Source organism: Sphingomonas aquatilis, assembly GCF_014196115.1.
GTDB classification, from domain to species: Bacteria; Pseudomonadota; Alphaproteobacteria; order Sphingomonadales; family Sphingomonadaceae; genus Sphingomonas; species Sphingomonas aquatilis.
On record NZ_JACIDB010000001.1, the window covers coordinates 304,563 to 320,489 of the forward strand.

General features: G+C 70.2%; 13 protein-coding genes. 11 read left to right on the top strand and 2 right to left on the bottom strand.

Annotation, left to right across the window (positions count from 1 at the left end):
- Nucleotides 1-9 precede the first annotated feature (9 nt).
- Genes prsK through GGR47_RS01475 form a run of 4 tightly spaced genes read left to right on the top strand, consistent with a single transcriptional unit; the run spans nucleotide 10 to nucleotide 6,262 of the window.
- Complete coding sequence (gene prsK / locus GGR47_RS01460) at nucleotides 10-2,043, top strand: XrtA/PEP-CTERM system histidine kinase PrsK (RefSeq protein ID WP_244304999.1); 2,034 nt, start codon at nucleotides 10-12, stop codon at nucleotides 2,041-2,043.
- A complete protein-coding gene (gene prsR / locus GGR47_RS01465; RefSeq protein ID WP_147035696.1) occupies nucleotides 2,040-3,398 on the top strand; it encodes a PEP-CTERM-box response regulator transcription factor in 1,359 nt (452 codons plus the stop codon). The genes prsK and prsR overlap by 4 nt, the downstream gene beginning before the upstream one ends.
- Nucleotides 3,391-5,388 carry a tetratricopeptide repeat protein gene (locus tag GGR47_RS01470; RefSeq protein WP_183949411.1) on the top strand — a complete coding sequence of 666 codons (1,998 nt, stop codon included), beginning with the start codon at nucleotides 3,391-3,393 and terminating at the stop codon, nucleotides 5,386-5,388. The genes prsR and GGR47_RS01470 overlap by 8 nt, the downstream gene beginning before the upstream one ends.
- Nucleotides 5,389-5,431: 43 nt before the next feature.
- Nucleotides 5,432-6,262 carry a DUF815 domain-containing protein gene (locus tag GGR47_RS01475; protein WP_246342836.1) on the top strand — a complete coding sequence of 277 codons (831 nt, stop codon included), beginning with the start codon at nucleotides 5,432-5,434 and terminating at the stop codon, nucleotides 6,260-6,262.
- Nucleotides 6,263-6,566: 304 nt separating this feature from the next.
- On the opposite strand, the gene GGR47_RS01480 is transcribed toward GGR47_RS01475, so the two are convergent.
- Nucleotides 6,567-8,345: an ABC-F family ATP-binding cassette domain-containing protein gene (locus GGR47_RS01480; protein ID WP_147037406.1), complete on the bottom strand. Its 1,779-nt coding sequence runs from the start codon at nucleotides 8,343-8,345 to the stop codon at nucleotides 6,567-6,569.
- Between the two features lie 121 nt (nucleotides 8,346-8,466).
- On the opposite strand from GGR47_RS01480, the gene GGR47_RS01485 reads away from it, so the two are divergent.
- From GGR47_RS01485 to GGR47_RS01500, 4 genes are all read left to right on the top strand, one after another.
- Nucleotides 8,467-8,772 carry a hypothetical protein gene (locus GGR47_RS01485; RefSeq protein WP_286165152.1) on the top strand — a complete coding sequence of 102 codons (306 nt, stop codon included), beginning with the start codon at nucleotides 8,467-8,469 and terminating at the stop codon, nucleotides 8,770-8,772.
- A 12-nt stretch (nucleotides 8,773-8,784) separates the two neighbouring features.
- Nucleotides 8,785-9,450 (top strand): response regulator transcription factor, encoded by a 666-nt coding sequence (locus GGR47_RS01490; RefSeq protein ID WP_017977544.1) that lies wholly within the window; start codon nucleotides 8,785-8,787, stop codon nucleotides 9,448-9,450.
- 184 nt (nucleotides 9,451-9,634) lie between these two features.
- A complete protein-coding gene (locus GGR47_RS01495) occupies nucleotides 9,635-10,960 on the top strand; it encodes a sensor histidine kinase (RefSeq protein ID WP_147037477.1) in 1,326 nt (441 codons plus the stop codon).
- A gap of 472 nt (nucleotides 10,961-11,432) precedes the next feature.
- Nucleotides 11,433-12,110 carry an HPP family protein gene (locus tag GGR47_RS01500; protein WP_147037044.1) on the top strand — a complete coding sequence of 226 codons (678 nt, stop codon included), beginning with the start codon at nucleotides 11,433-11,435 and terminating at the stop codon, nucleotides 12,108-12,110.
- On the opposite strand, the gene GGR47_RS01505 is transcribed toward GGR47_RS01500, so the two are convergent.
- On the bottom strand, nucleotides 12,070-13,068 hold the full coding sequence (locus GGR47_RS01505) for an LLM class flavin-dependent oxidoreductase (RefSeq protein ID WP_147037045.1): 999 nt from the start codon (nucleotides 13,066-13,068) through the stop codon (nucleotides 12,070-12,072). The genes GGR47_RS01500 and GGR47_RS01505 overlap by 41 nt on opposite strands.
- Before the next feature lie 118 nt (nucleotides 13,069-13,186).
- On the opposite strand from GGR47_RS01505, the gene GGR47_RS01510 reads away from it, so the two are divergent.
- From GGR47_RS01510 to glpX, 3 genes are all read left to right on the top strand, one after another.
- Nucleotides 13,187-13,852, top strand: a complete 666-nt coding sequence (locus tag GGR47_RS01510; RefSeq protein WP_147037046.1) for a pyrimidine 5'-nucleotidase — start codon at nucleotides 13,187-13,189, stop codon at nucleotides 13,850-13,852.
- The gene (dapD, locus tag GGR47_RS01515; protein WP_043059883.1) at nucleotides 13,849-14,676 is read left to right on the top strand and encodes a 2,3,4,5-tetrahydropyridine-2,6-dicarboxylate N-succinyltransferase; all 828 of its coding nucleotides are present in this window, start codon (nucleotides 13,849-13,851) and stop codon (nucleotides 14,674-14,676) included. Before GGR47_RS01510 ends, dapD begins: the two co-directional genes overlap by 4 nt.
- 211 nt (nucleotides 14,677-14,887) lie before the next feature.
- Entirely contained in the window at nucleotides 14,888-15,850 is a 963-nt protein-coding gene (gene glpX, locus GGR47_RS01520; RefSeq protein ID WP_043059882.1) for a class II fructose-bisphosphatase, read from the top strand.
- The last annotated feature ends 77 nt before the right edge of the window (nucleotides 15,851-15,927 follow it).

Sequence of the window (15,927 nt, forward strand, 5' to 3'; positions counted from 1 at the left end):
GTCATGGTGATGCTGATCCTCTGGGGGCATGCGCTCGCCGCGCTCGGTTTTGCGGCATTGACGCTCGCCTGGTCGCGTCGGGCGGCGGCGGTCGGCCTGCACAGTCGCATGCTGGTCGCGGCGCTGGCGGTGACGGCTCTGTGGGCGCTGGCGGTGGCGGGGATCGGCGAAGCCGACCTCGTCACGCGCGTCGTACAGTCGTTGCGCAACCTCATCTGGCTGGCGGCGATGCTGGTGCTGGTCCGGCATAGCGGCGCCGGCGTGGCGGCGGTGTATGCGCTCTACGTGGCGACCGCGACGGTCAGCGCGCTGGCGATCGGGTGCGCATTGCTCGAAACGCTGCCGTTCGCGGCGACGACGCTGGCGACGCTGGCCGATCTGCGGCTGATCGCGCGCATGCTGGCGGCGGTCGGCGGGCTGATCCTCGTCCACCAGCTCGCCTTCGTCGGGCGCGAGCGGGAACGCGGGCGGATCGTGCTGATCGCAGCGGCGATCGCCACCATCTGGGGCCTCGACCTGCTCGTCGCCGCGGCGGACTGGGGCTGGGGCGCGTCGCCCGGGGTGGTCGTGGTCCGCGGCTTTGCGCTGACGGTCGCCACCGTGTTCCTCGCAGTGCCGTTGCAGGCCGACCGGCGCGGCCTGTCGCTGTCGCACGACGTCGCGATGCGGCTGTTCGTCGCGACCGCGATCGCCGCCTATGTCGGCGCGACATTGCTCGCGACGCAGGTCGCTGGCCGGTACGCGGGCGATGCCGCGCGCGTGGCGCAGACCGCCATCGTGCTCGGCGCGACCACCGCGCTGATGACCTTGCTGTCGACCCCATGGCTGCGCGCCTGGACCAAGGTGAAGGTCGCCAAGCATTTCTTCGACCACCGCTATGACTATCGCGCCGAATGGCAGCGTTTCACCGCAACTTTGGGGTCGCCGGGCGAGGGCGCCGACCCGCTCGACCGCCGCATCGTCCGCGCGATGGCGGAGCTGACCGGATCGCCCGCCGGCCTGCTGCTGATCCCCGCCGGCATGGCCCTTGAGGCAGGCGCCGCATGGCACTGGCCCGAACACCCGCCCGAAGCGGCAGCGGGCGACACCGCGCTCTTCGCCTATCTGGCCGCGACCGGCCGCATCGTCGCGCTCGACCAAGTTCGCCGCGGCGACGCGCCGGAGGGCGAGGGTGCGGCGGTGCCGGCATGGATGTGTACGCAGGACGAGGCCTGGGCGCTCGTGCCCCTGTTGCACGGCACCAGCCTGATCGGGGCGATCCTGCTGGCCCGCCCGGCGGTGGACCGCGCGCTCGACTGGGAGGACCTTGATCTGCTGCGCGTCGCCGGGCGGCAGGCGGCGAGCTACCTTGCCGAGGATCGCGCGCATGCCGCGCTCGCCGATGCCGCGCGCTTCGATGAATTCAACCGACGCTTCGCATTCATCCTCCACGATATCAAGAACATGGTCAGCGGCCTCAGTCTGGTCGCGCGCAATGCGGAGCGGCATGCCGACAATCCCGCATTCCGCGCCGACATGGTCGAAACCCTCAAGGATTCCGCCGCCCGCATGAACGCGCTGCTCGCCCGCCTGTCGCAGCATCACCGCAGCCTGCCCGAACCGCTACAGCCGGTCGATGTCGCCGTGCTCGCCGCACGCCTGGCCGGCGCCCGCCGCGCGCAGCATGTCATCGAGGTCGCGGGGCAGGGGACGGCGCTCGCGCAGCCCGGGCGGCTCGAACAATTGCTCGGTCACCTGCTCCAGAATGCGGTGGAGGCCTCGCCCGCCGACGCGCCGATCGTGATCGCGATCACGACGGAGGGCGCACGCGTCGAGATCGACGTGGTCGATCAGGGATGCGGCATGAGCGCTGCCTTCATCCGCGACCAATTGTTCCGCGCTTTCGCCTCGTCCAAGCCCGATGGCTTCGGCCTCGGCGCCTATGAGGCGCGCGAACTGGCGAGCGCGATGGGTGGCACGCTCACCGTCACCAGCCGCGAAGGCGCAGGCACCCGCTTCCGCGTCACGCTGCCGGCCGCGACGGTGCTGGAGGCGGCGGCATGAGCGAGGTGCGGCCCGTCCTGCTCGTCGTCGAGGACGACCTCGCGCTGCAACGCCAGCTGCGCTGGGCCTATGAGGGCTATGAGATCGTCACCGCCGCCACCCGGGCCGAGGCGATCGACGCGTTGCGCCTGCACGAACCCGCCGTCGTCACGCTCGACCTCGGCCTGCCGCCCGATCCCGACGGCACCAGCGAAGGCTTTGCGACGCTGGCGGAGATGCTGGCGCTCAAGCCCGATACCAAGATCATCGTCGCCTCCGGCCATGGCGCGCGCGCGAGTGCGCTGGACGCCATCGCGCTGGGGGCCTGGGACTTTTACGCCAAGCCGATCGACATCGATGCGCTGGGCCTGATCGTCGCGCGCGCCTTTCACGTCCACGGGCTCGAGGCGGAAAACCGCCGCCTCGCCGCTCGGGATACGGGTCACGCAGGATTCGGCGGCCTGATCTACGCCTCGGATGCGATGGCGAAGGTGGTGCGCACCGTCGAACGCGTCGCGCCGGCCGACGTCTCGGTCATGCTGCTCGGCGCCAGCGGCACCGGCAAGGAACTGCTGGCGCGCGGGCTGCATCAGGCCTCGCCACGACGCTCCGGTGCTTTCGTCGCGATCAACTGTGCGGCCATCCCCGAAACCCTGCTCGAAAGCGAATTATTCGGCCACGAAAAGGGCGCGTTCACCGGCGCGGTGAAGACGACGCCCGGCAAGATCGAACAGGCCGCCGGCGGCACCCTGTTCCTCGACGAAATCGGCGACGTGCCGCTGCCGCTCCAGGTCAAGTTGCTGCGCTTCCTGCAGGAACGCGTCATCGAACGCATCGGCGGGCGCAAACCGATTCCGGTCGACACGCGCATCGTCTGCGCCACGCATCGCGACGTCGATGCGATGGTCGCCGAGGGCAGCTTTCGCGACGACCTCTATTACCGCCTCGCCGAGATCGTCGTGCGCATCCCCGCGCTCGCCGAACGGCCGGGCGACGCCGCACTGCTCGCCCGCGCGCTCGTTCACCGCCATGCCGCGGCGATGAAGCTGCCGGTCACCGGCCTCGCCCCCGATGCACTCGCCGCGATCGAGGCATGGGGCTGGCCCGGCAACGTCCGCGAACTCGAAAACCGCATCAAGCGCGCGGTCATCATGGCGGACGGCAAGCTCGTCACTGCCGCCGACCTCGATCTCGTCGCCGCGTCCGACGACGGCCTGCCGCTCAACCTGCGCACCGCGCGCGAGGCGGCCGACCGGCAGGCGATCCGCCAGGCGCTGGCGCAGGCGGGCGGCAACATCTCCGGCGCGTCGCGGTTGCTCGGCATCAGTCGCCCGACGCTGTACGACCTCCTGAAGAGCTACGACCTGCATGGCTGATCCGCGCTATCCGATGCTGCGCCGTCGCCGGCGGCGGCGCGGGATGCGGCTCAGGCTGCCGGCGTTCACCCGCGCCCGCGCGGTTGCGCTCGGGGTCCTCCTCCTCGCGCTGATCGCCGCCGCCGCACTCGTGCTGCGCCCGCATGCCCGCCCCGCACCGGCCCAGGCGCTCGCCGATGCACGCACCGCCTTCGGGCTCGGCAATTTCAGCGCCGCACGCAATCACGCGCTTGCCGCGCTGGCCGGCGACCCCGCGTCACGCCCCGCGATGCTGCTGCTCGCCCGCAGCTATCTGCGGCTGGGCGAGGGCGCCGCGGCGGAGGGCACGCTCGCACGGGCCGGCAAGCTCGGCGAACCGGCGGCGACGCTCGCCGGCCTGCAGGCGCAGGCGCGGCTGTTGCAGGGCGATCCGCAGGGCGCGCTCGACCGCGCAGACCAGGCCGCGGCGAACGATGGCGACGCGGTCCGCGCGCGGGCGCGCGCCACGGCGCTCGGCGGCGATGCCGGTGAGGGCGCGCGCCTGCTGACCGACTGGATCGCCGCGCACCCCGATGACGCGCTGGCGATGATGGACTTCGGCCGCATCCGCCTCGATGCCGGCGAACTCACCGGCGCCACGCAGGCGGCGGCGCGCGCGGTGCGGCTCGCCCCCGGCGATCCCGGCCCGCTGACCTTGCAGGCGGAGGTGGTGCGCACCCGCTATGGCCTCACCGCCGCATTGCCCTGGTTCGAGGCGGCGTTGCAGCGAGATGCTTATTATACGTCGGCGCTGATCGGCTATGCCGCGACGCTGGGCGAGCTGGGGCGCAACGCCGATCTGCTCGACGCCGCCCGCGCGGCGCTCGCCGCCCGGCCGGGCCATCCGCAGGCGCTGTATCTGCAAGCCGTGCTCGCCGCGCGCGCGGGCAAACCGGGGCTCGCCCGCGCGATGCTCTACCATGCCGGGGGCGCGCTCGCCGCAACGCCGGGGGCGATGCTGCTCGACGGTGGCGCCGATCTTCAGGCCGGCCGGTATGAGGGTGCGACCGGCACCTGGCGCCGGCTCGCCGAGGCACAGCCCGCCAATCTCGTCGTCCGCCGCCTGCTCGGCGACGCGATGCTGCGCGCGGGCGATCCCGCTGGCGCGCTCGACTGGCTGGGCCCCGCGATCCAGCGCCGCGACGCCGACGCCTATACGCTGACGCTCGCCGCCCGCGCCTATGAAGCGCGCGGCGACCGCCTGACCGCCGGGCAATTGCTCGACCGCGCGGCCCGCGGCGCCTCCGACAGCGCGGGCGGCTTCGCCAGCGACGATACCGTCGGCACGCTGCGCGCCGCAGCGGCGGGCGATCCCGGCGACCCGCATGCGCTGATCGAGGTGATCCGCGGCCAGCTCTCCGCCGGCGACACCGCGGGCGCCATCGCCCAGGCGCGCGTGCTGGTCGCGCAAAGCCCCGGCGCGCCGCCCGCCCAGCTCGCGCTCGGCGACACGCTCGCCGCCGCGGGCCGCTATGCCGAAGCCGCGCCCGTCTATGCCCGCGCCGCCAGCCTGTCGTTCGACGAGGCGACGATGCTGCGACTGGTCGACGCCTGGGGCCGCGCCGGCCGCCCCGAAGAGGCGGCGGCGGCGCTGTCGCTGTTCCTCGAACAAAATCCGCAGAACCTGACCGCGCAAGGCCTGCGCGGCCGCCTCCAGATCGAAAATGGCGAAGCCGATGCCGGTATCGAGACGCTGGAGGCGGTGCGCCGCATCGCCGGCAACCGCGACGCCGCGCTGCTCGCCGATCTCGCGCGCGGCTATGCCGCCACCGACGACGGCGCCATCGCCCGCCGCTACGCCCGCGCGGCCTATGCGTTGTCGCCGATGAACCCCGGCGTGTGCGACGCCTATGCGCTCGCCCTTGCCGCGGACGGCGACCTTGCCGGCGCGCGCCAGCTCGCGACTAAGGCGTTGGCGCTCGCCCCCGGCGACCCGCGCATCGCCGCGCATGCCCGAGCGCTCGCACACTGACCGCTCGCCCGCTGATCGCTTGCGCGCGGCCGAGGGCCACGCCATGACGCACGCCATGGCCGATCCCGCCACCGACCCGCTGCTGCGTATCGCCGCGGCCCTCGACCGCCTGTCGCCCCCGCCGCCGCCGGGCGCCGACCCCGCCGCGCACCCCGCGTATGTCTGGCGGGGGGACGTGCTGGTCGCCGCCCGTGCCTTCGCGCCGCTGCCGCCCGAATTGCTGGTCGGTATCGACAAGCAGAAGACCGCGCTGATCGAGAATTTACGCCGCCTTGCGGCAGGCGCCGCGGCGCAGGACGTGCTGCTGTGGGGCGCGCGCGGCACGGGCAAGTCGGCGTTGGTCAAGGCCGCGGTCGGCGCGGTGCAGGCCGAGGGCGGCGCCATCGCGCTGGTCGAGGTCGCGGCGCTCGACACGCTGCCGCAGCTCTTCGCCCGCCTCGCCAGCGTCACCCGCGCCTTCGCGCTGTTCCTCGACGATCTCGGCGTCGAAGCGCCCGCTGAGGGCCGCATCCTGCGCTCGCTGCTCGAAGGCGGCGCAGAGGCACGCCCGGCCAACGTCCGCCTGCTCGTCACCGCCAACCGCCGCCACCTGATGCCGCGCGACATCGAGGAACAGAGCAGCGCGATCAACCCGCGCGACAGCATCGACGACCAGCTCGCGCTCGCCGATCGCTTCGGTCTCAGCCTCGGCTTCCACGCGCTCGACCAGGACGGCTATTGCGCGATCGTCGCCGGCTACGCCGCCCGCTACGACCTGCCCTTCGACGCGGCGGAGGCGATCAACTGGGCTACCCGCCGCGGCAGCCGCTCGGGCCGCGTGGCATGGCAATATGTCACCGAGGTCGCCGGCCGCCTGGGGCGCAGCCTGCCCTAATCCGAAGGAAGACGCCCCTCCTTCGTCATCCCGGCGAACGCCGGGATCAATGGACACGGTGAAGCAGGCGAGGGCACGCGACCCACAAGCCGCCCGCAACCATAAATCCCGGCCTCCGCCGGGATGACGAAGGGGGGCGACGCCTTTCAAAAAAACCGTCATTCCGGCCCGCAGCGCCCTCTCCCTCTGGGAGAGGGAAGGGGCCCGCCGCTTTAGCGGTGGGAAGGGTGAGGGTGGGTGCGGAACGGTCACCGACTGCCACCAGCCGTCCCGCACCTACCCTCACCTGTCGCCGGCAGCGCGCTCACCCCATCCCCTCAACCTGCTCCGCCAGTTCCAGCCAGCGCATCTCCGCCGCGTCCTTCTCGGCCCGCGCCGCCTCGATCGCCGCGCTCAGCGCCGCGAAGCGTTTCGGATCGCGCGTGTAGAGCGCCGGGTCCGCCATCGCCGCCTCGTCGCGTGCGATCGCCGCATCCAGCGCCTCGATCCGGCTGGGCAGCTGGTCGTAATCGCGCTGGTCCTTATAGCTGAGCTTGGTCTTCGCCTGTACCGGCGCCACCGCGACCGGCTTGGGCGCCGCCTTCTTCGCGGCCGCGACCGGCGTCTTCCGCTGCCGCTCCCAATCCTCATATCCGCCCGCGACCACGTCGACCGTCCCCGATCCGTCGAGGCCCAGCGTCACCGTCACCGTGCGGTCCAGGAAGTCGCGATCGTGGCTGACGATCAGCACAGTCCCCGCATAATCGGCGATCACCTCCTGCAACAGGTCGAGCGTTTCGAGGTCGAGGTCGTTGGTCGGCTCGTCGAGCACCAGCAGGTTCGATTCGCGCGCAAACTCGCGCGCCAGCAGCAGACGTGAGCGCTCGCCGCCCGACAGCGTCCCGACCTTCGCCTCCGCCAGCGAGGGATCGAAAAGGAATTCCTTCAGATAGCCGTGGATGTGCTTCCTCACCCCCAGCACGTCGATCCAGTCGCCACCGTCGGCCAGCACCTCGCGCACCGTCTTGGTCGGCGCCATCAGGCTGCGCTGCTGGTCGATGACGATGCCGTCCAGCGTCTTGGCGAGCTTCACCTCGCCGTCGTCGGGCGCCATCTCGCCGGTCAGCAGCTTCAGCAGCGTCGTCTTGCCCGCCCCGTTGCGGCCGACGATGCCGATCCGGTCGCCGCGCGTGACGCGCAGGGTGAGGTCCTTGATGATCGCACGCTCACCAAAGCTCTTCGACGCATGCTTCACGTCGATCACGACCTTGGTCTTGCTGTCGTCCGCCGCCGTCGCGAGGTTCGCTGCCCCCTGCGGCCCGATCATCGCCGCGCGTTCGGCGCGCATCTCCTTCAGCTTCGCAAGCCGGCCCTGGTTACGTCGCCGCCGCCCAGTGACGCCACGTTGCAGCCAATGCTCCTCGATCTTCAGCTTGGCATCGAGCCGCTGCGCATTGCGCTCTTCCTCGGCATAGACCTGCTCGGTCCACGCCTCGAACCCGCCGAAGCCGATTTCGGCACGCCGGATCGACCCGCGGTCCATCCACAGCGTCTGCTTGGTCAGGCGCGTCAGGAAGGTGCGGTCGTGGCTGATGACGACGAACGCGCCCTTGAACCGGCCCAGCCAGTCCTCCAGCCAGTCGATCGCGGCGATGTCGAGGTGATTGGTCGGCTCGTCGAGCAGCAGTACGTCGGGGTCCTGCGCCAGCGCACGCACGATCGCCGCGCGCCGCCGCTCGCCGCCCGATGCGGACGCCGCCTCCCGGCCAAGGTCGATACCCAATTGATCGGCGATCGCCTCCGCTTCATGGCGTAAGGGCGCATCGTCGCCGCGCAGCACGTAATCGGCGAGGGTCGCGCAGCCCGCCAGGCTCGGCTCCTGCTCCAGCAGGACCACGCGCGTACCCGGTACGATCACGCGCCGCCCCTCGTCGGCGTCGATCGCGCCGGCGATCAGCTTCAGCAGCGTCGTCTTGCCCGCGCCGTTGCGCCCGATCAGCGCCAGCCGGTCGCGTGCGCCGATGTGGATGTCGAGGTGGCGGAACAGCCAGCCGTGGCCCTGGATAACGCCAAGGTCTTCGTAAGCGAGAATGGGGGCAGCCATGATGCGCCCGCAGGTAGGCGGCGGCGCGGGCTGCGGCAAGCGTGGCGAGTGGCTGTGCCTGAATGGTATGCAACCGTGTCATTCACAGGGTGTTCAATGCCTCCCGCTTATGCAAGGCGTCATGAAGATGGTTCTGCCCGTGTTGCTCCTTGCCCTGGCCGCGCCGGTGCCCGCGTTCGCGCAGGCGCCCGACCAGCGTCGCAGCGACCAGGAGCGCGCCTATGACGCCCGCCGCAAGGGCGAGATGCTGTCGCCGCGCGCGATCGAGGCGCGGGTGATCCCGACGATGAAGGGCTATGAATATCTGGGCTTCGACCTCGATTTCGGCAGCTCGGTTTACACGCTCAAGTTCATGCGCGATGGCGTCGTGGTATGGGTCGATGTCGATGGCCGCTCGGGCCAGATCATTGGCCGGACCGGAAGATAAAGAGGGACTGACATGCGCGTTCTGATCGTCGAGGACGAGCCGAATCTCGGGACACAGCTCAAGAACACGCTCGAAGGCGCGGGCTATGCCATCGATCTCGCCACCGATGGCGAAGAGGGGCACTTCTTGGGGTCCACCGAGAATTACGACGCGATCGTCCTCGACCTCGGCCTGCCCGAGATCGACGGCTTGACCGTGCTCGACCGTTGGCGCAAGGAAGGCAAAACGATGCCCGTCCTCGTCCTCACCGCGCGCGACAGCTGGTCGGACAAGGTGGCGGGGCTCGACGCCGGCGCCGACGATTACGTCGCCAAGCCGTTCCAGACCGAGGAACTGATCGCCCGCCTTCGCGCGCTGATCCGCCGCGCGTCGGGCAATGCGTCGAGCGAGCTCACCGCCGGCGACGTCCGCCTCGACACGCGTTCGGGCAAGGTGACCAAGGCCGGCGAACCGGTGAAGCTGACCGCGCAGGAATACAAGTTGCTCAGCTACCTGCTCCATCACAAGGGCAAGGTGGTCAGCCGCACCGAGCTGATCGAACATATCTACGATCAGGATTTCGACCGCGATTCGAACACGATCGAAGTGTTCGTGACGCGCATCCGCAAGAAGCTGGGCCAGGACGTCATCACCACGATCCGCGGCCTCGGCTACAGCCTCGAAGATCCCGACGCCTGACCGGCGCCCGTCCGCCCATCCCACCCCGTTCGCCCTGAGCCTGTCGAAGGGCAGGTGAGCCCAAGCCCTTCGACAGGCTCAGGGCGAACGGCTGGAGAAGGTCCTCATCGTCATGGACACCCCCCCGCTCGCCGAATCGCCGCCCAGCAAGCGCGCGAAGACCACCGGATCGCTGTCGCGCCGCATGATCCTGATTGCGGCGGCGTGGATCGGGCTGCTGCTGGTCGGCGGCGGCTTCGCGCTCGATCGCGTGCTGGTCTCCGCCGTCACGCGCAACTTCGACGACCAGCTGCAATATGTGCTGCGCTCGCTGCTCGCCTCGTCCGAGATCGGGCCGGATGGCGAGGTGCTGTTCGGCCGCGACGCCGCGACCGATCCGCGATTCGTCGAGCCCTATTCAGGCCTGTACTGGCAGGTGTCTGCGCCAGGGGCGCGGGGCAGCAGCGACACGGTCTTCCCCTCTCGCTCGCTGTGGGATCGCCGACTGCAATTTGGCGCCACCCATGATGACCGCAACGTCCATATCTACGACAGCCGTCAGTTTCGTGACGAAAAGCTGCGGATCGTCGAGCGCGACGCGCAGCTGCCCGGCTCTCCGATCCATTGGCGCTTCCAGGTCGCACAAAGCCGTGCGGCGCTCGATGCGCAGATCACCGTGCTGCGGCGGACGTTGGTGCGCAGCTTCGCGCTACTCGGGCTGGGCCTCGTCGTGCTGGCGTGGCTTCAGACCTCCTACGGTCTGTGGCCGCTGCGCCGGGTGCGCGAAGAGATCGCCCGGATGCGCGCCGGCCAGTCGAACCGCATCGACACCGCCATGCCCGACGAGGTCGCGCCGATGGTCGAGGAGTTGAACGCGCTCATCGAACACAACGAACGCCAGGCCGAGGAAGCGCGCCGCCACGCCGGCAACCTCGCCCATGCGCTCAAGACGCCGCTGACGGTCATCATGAACGCCGCGACCGCCCAGTCCGAAGACCTCGCCGACACGGTGATCCGCGAAGCGCGCACGATGCGGCGCCAGGTCGACCACCATCTCGCTCGTGCCCGCGCGGTCGGCCGCCGCGGCTCGGCGCACAGCCGTGCGGACGTCTGGCCCAGCCTCGAATCGGTCGAGCGCGCGGTGGCGCGGCTGTACCGCCACGTCCGCATCGACATCACCGGCCCCAAGGATCTGCAGGTCCATGTCGAACGGCAGGACCTCGACGAAATGCTCGGCAATTTGGTGGAGAATGCGGCGAAGTACGGCGGCGGCAGCGTCTTCGTGACGGTGACGGGGCAGGCGGGCTTCGTCGAACTGATGATCGAGGACGACGGCGTCGGCATCCCCGAGGAAGACCGCATCCGCATTTTCGACCGCGGTGTCCGCCTGGATACGGGCAAGCCCGGCACCGGGCTGGGCCTCGCGATCGTCCGCGACGTCGCCGAAATCTACGGCGGCACCGTCGCACTCGAGGAAAGCGAGGACCTCGGCGGCCTCCTCGTCCGCCTGCGACTGCCCGCCGCCAACTGAGGCACGGCACCGCCGCCCCATCCCCCCGTCACCCCGGACTCGTTCCGGGGTCCACTCTGCGGCGAGGGGGATGATCGAGCCTCTTGCTTCCCCCAGCGGCCCAGTGGACCCCGGAACAAGTCCGGGGTGACGGACAGAAGGGGGAAAGGATTGCCGAAATCGGGCTGGGCTTGGCGATTATCCGCGACGTCGCCAAAATCTCATGCGACGGCGGCGCGTTGGAGGAACGCGAGGACCCCGGCGGCCGTCTCGTCCGGCTAAGGCTGCCCGCCGCAAACTGAAGCGCGGCACGGCCGCCCCAATCCCCCCGTCACCCCGGACTCGTTCCGGGGTCCACCGGGCCGCAGGGGGAAGGCGAGAGGCGTTAGCCTTTCCCCTCGCCGCAGAGTGGACCCCGGAACAAGTCCGGAGTGACGGAAGGGAAGGGCGAAAGGATTGCCGCCCCCACACCTCCACCGCTAACGCGCGCCCAATGCCCGCCTTCCGCCCGATCCTCGCCGGCGCCCAGTTCGGCGACCGCCTCCGTGCCGGCCTTGGCGCCGCCTGCGGCATCCTGTTCACCGGCCTGATCGCTGCGCTCGCCACCCACGCGGGCACCTCGCCGCTGCTTGTCGCCCCGATCGGCGCGAGCGCGGTGCTCGTATTCGCCGTCCCCGCCAGCCCGCTCGCGCAGCCCTGGTCGGTGATCGGCGGCAACAGCGTCTCGGGCTTATGGGCGCTGCTGGTGGTCGCGCTCGTGCCACACACGGCGCTCGCGGCCGCAATCGCGGTCGGCGGCGCGATCGTCGTCATGTCGCTGGCGCGCTGCCTGCATCCGCCCGGCGGCGCGGTGGCCTTGAGCGTCGTGCTGCTGACCGCCGCACACACGCCGGCCAGCCCGTGGTTTCCGCTCTCGCCGGTCGCGCTCGACTCGGCGCTGCTTGTGCTCGCGGGCCTCGCCTTCCATCGCGTGTCAGGCCACGCCTATCCGCACCGGGTCGCGCCGGTGCCGGCCTCCCCCTTCACCGATGGCGACATCGACGCCGCGCTCGCCGACATGCACGAGACGTTCGACATCGCGCGCGAAGACCTCGACGCGCTGCTCGCCCGCGCGGCGCATCACGCGCGGGTCAGGCAGGCACCGCCAGCCCGCTCAACACCTCGGCGGTGATAGCCAGGCTCCGCTTGCGCGCCTCGTGATCGTAGATCGCGCTCGCCACCATCACCTCGTCCACACCCGTCCGCTCGAGGAACGCCGCGGTCTGGCGCGCCACCGTCGCGGGCGATCCCACCGCCGAACATTGCAGCACATGGTCGAGGATCCCCGACCCCTGCGGCCCCAGCGACGCGCGATAGCCTGCGACTGGCGGCGGCAGCTGGCGCGGATTGCCGGTGCGCAGCGCGACGAACGACTGCTGCTGCGAACTCGCCAGCAGCTCGGCCTCCTCATCGGTGTCGGCGGCGAAGACGTTGAACCCCGCCATCGCATACGGCCGGTCGAGCTGCGCCGAGGGGCGGAAGTCGCGCCGATAGATCGCCAGCGCCGCATCCAGCGCATCGGGCGCGAAGTGCGAGGCGAAGGCATAGGGCAGCCCCAGCGCCGCCGCGAGCTGCGCCCCGAAGGTGCTCGACCCCAAAATCCACAGCGGCACGTTCGCACCCGCGCCCGGCGTCGCGGCGATCCCGGTGCGCCCGTCGTCGGCGAAATAGCTCTGCAATTCCATCACGTCGCGCGGGAAGGCATTGGGGTCGCTGTCCAGCGTCCGCCGCATCGCCTGCGCGACGCGCTGGTCCGATCCCGGCGCGCGGCCCAGGCCCAGGTCGATCCGCCCGGGGAACAGCGCGTCGAGCGTCCCGAATTGTTCGGCGATGATCAGCGGCGCATGGTTGGGCAGCATGATTCCGCCCGCACCGACGCGGATCGTCTTCGTCGCCGCGGCGACATGGCCGATCACCACCGCGGTCGCCGCGCTGGCGATGCCGCGCATGCCATGATGCTCCGCCACCCAATAGCGCTGGAAACCCAGCGTCTCGGCGTGGCGCGCCAGGTCGGCGGCACGGCTGAGCGATTGCGAGACGGTGCCGCCTTCGACGACGGGCACCAGATCGAGCAGGGAAAAGCGTGTCATGCCACGAATATGGTTATGCGAGTGATCGCTCGCAATCATAGAGTGGCTTGTCCCGCCCCAAGCCAAAGCACGCCGCCCTTGCTTGTGCAGGGCCGCCGCCCCGCCTAGACGCGCGGCGATGCTGCCTGCGCTCGCCCATATCGACACCTGGATCTTCGATCTGGACAATACGCTCTATCCGGCGCGCGCGAACCTGTTCGCGCAGATCGACCAGCGGATGACCGATTATGTCGCGCGGCTGCTCGAACTGCCGTGGGACGAGGCGCGCCGGCTGCAGAAGGACTATTTCCACCGCCACGGCACGACGCTGACCGGGCTGATGGCCGAACATCACGTCGATCCGCACGATTTCCTGGCCGATGTCCATGCGATCGAGATGGACGTGCTGGAGGCCGACGCCCCGCTCGCCGCCGCGATCGCGCAACTGCCGGGCCGCAAGCTCGTCTTCACCAACGGCGACAAGCCCTATGCGCTGCGCGTCCTCGACCGTCTGGGCCTGGGCGACGCGTTCGAGGCGGTGCACGACATTCACGCAATGGATTTGGTGCCGAAGCCGCACGCCTCGGCCTATGCCGGTCTCTGCGCCGCCTTCGGTATCGATCCCACCCGCGCGATCTTCTTCGAAGACATGGCGCGCAACCTCACGCCCGCCAAGGCGATCGGCATGACCACGGTCTGGATCGACAACGGCTCCGAACAGGGGCCGGAAGCGGCACGCGACCATATCGATTTCACCGTCCACGACCTCGCGCCGTGGCTGCAACATGTCATGGAGGCATCATGAGCCAGGATCTTCAGCCCATCATCGATTCCGCGTGGGAGGCCCGCGCCGATCTGGGCTTCGGCACGATGGGCGAGGTCCGCAATGCGGTCGACAGCGCGCTTGCGCTGCTCGACGCTGGCACGGCGCGCGTCGCCGAACCGGACGGCAATGGCGGCTGGCGCGTCAATCAGTGGCTCAAGAAAGCGGTGCTGCTGAGCTTCCGCCTCAACGACAACAGCCTGATCGATAACGGCCCCGGCGCCGGCCATTGGTTCGACAAGGTGCCCTCGAAGTTCTCGGGCTGGAGCGAGGCCGAATTCCGCGCCGCCGGCTTCCGAGCCGTCCCCGGCAGCGTCGTGCGCCGCGGCGCCTATGTCGCCCCCGGTGCGATCCTGATGCCGAGCTTCGTCAACATCGGCGCCTATGTCGGCGAAGGCACGATGGTCGACACCTGGGCGACCGTCGGCTCCTGCGCGCAGATCGGCAAGAACGTCCACCTGTCGGGCGGCGCCGGGATCGGCGGCGTGCTCGAACCGCTCCAGGCCGATCCCGTCATCATCGGCGACGGCGCCTTCATCGGCGCCCGCGCCGAGGTCGCCGAGGGCGTCCGCGTCGGCGAAGGTGCGGTGCTGTCGATGGGCGTCTATCTCGGCGCCTCGACCAAGATCGTCGACCGCGAAACGGGCGAAGTCTTCAAGGGCGAAGTGCCGCCCTATGCCGTTGTCGTCCCCGGCTCGATGGGCGGCGGTGACGGGAAGCCGTCCCTGTACTGCGCCGTCATCGTCAAGCGCGTCGACGCCCAGACGCGCAGCAAGACCAGCATCAACGACCTGCTGCGCGACTGAGTCTCCACCCAACCCACTCCGTCATTCCCGCGAAGGCGGGAATCCAGACGCGCTATCGTCTCGATTCTATCGCTGACGTCAGAGGTTATGGATCCCCGCCTTCGCGGGGATGACGAATGGGGCGCACCGCCACCCCCCGGTCGAATCAGCGTTGTACCCCGCTCCGCCAGCGTCTATCAGGCCCGTTATACACGTTAAACGGAAGGCTCCCATGTCCGACGCCAGCACGCTCCTCGACCGGGTTCTCGTCCTCGAAATGGTGCGTGTCACCGAAGCGGCAGCGATCGCCGCCTCGACGCTGACTGGGCGCGGCGACGAAAAGGCGGCGGATGCCGCGGCGGTCGAGGCGATGCGCGCCGCGCTGAATGAACTCGACATCGACGGCACCGTCGTGATCGGCGAGGGCGAGCGCGACGAGGCGCCGATGCTGTTCATCGGGGAAAAGGTCGGCAGCGGCAACGGCCCGGCGATCGACATCGCGCTCGATCCGCTGGAAGGCACGACGATCTGCGCCAAGGCCGGCCCCAACAGCCTCGCGGTGCTCGCCATCGCCGAAGCGGGCGGCCTGCTCAACGCGCCCGACGTCTATATGGACAAGATCGCGGTCGGCCCGGGCCTGCCCGCCGGCGTCATCGACCTCGACAAGTCGCCGACCGAGAATATCAAGGCGATCGCCGCGGCCAAGGGCGTCGCCCCCAATGAGATCATCGCCTGCGTCCTCGACCGCCCGCGCCACGAAGCGCTGATCGCCGAGCTGCGCAGCCTTGGCGTCGGCGTGATGCTGATCGGCGACGGCGACGTCGCGGGCGTCATCGCCACCGCCGATCCCGACACGACGATCGACGTCTACATGGGTTCGGGCGGCGCACCGGAGGGCGTCCTCGCCTGCGCCGCGCTGCGCTGCGTCGGTGGCCAGTTCAAGGGCCGGCTGCTGTTCCGCAACGACGACGAACGCGCCCGCGCCCGCAAATGGGGCATCGCCGACCTCGACAAGCAGTACGACCTAGAGGAACTGGCCAAGGGCGACTGCATCTTCGCCGCGACCGGAGTCACCGACGGTTCGCTGCTCGAAGGCGTCAAGCGCCGCAAAGGCAAGATGACCACCGAAAGCGTCGTCATGCGCGCGTCCACCGGCACTGTCCGCTGGGTCAAGGGCGAACACCGCACCGCGTAAAGGGGCAGGGGGGAGGGACCCTTCTCCCTCCTCCGTTCGCCCTTCGACAGCCTCAGGGTGAACGGCGCGCATGGGGG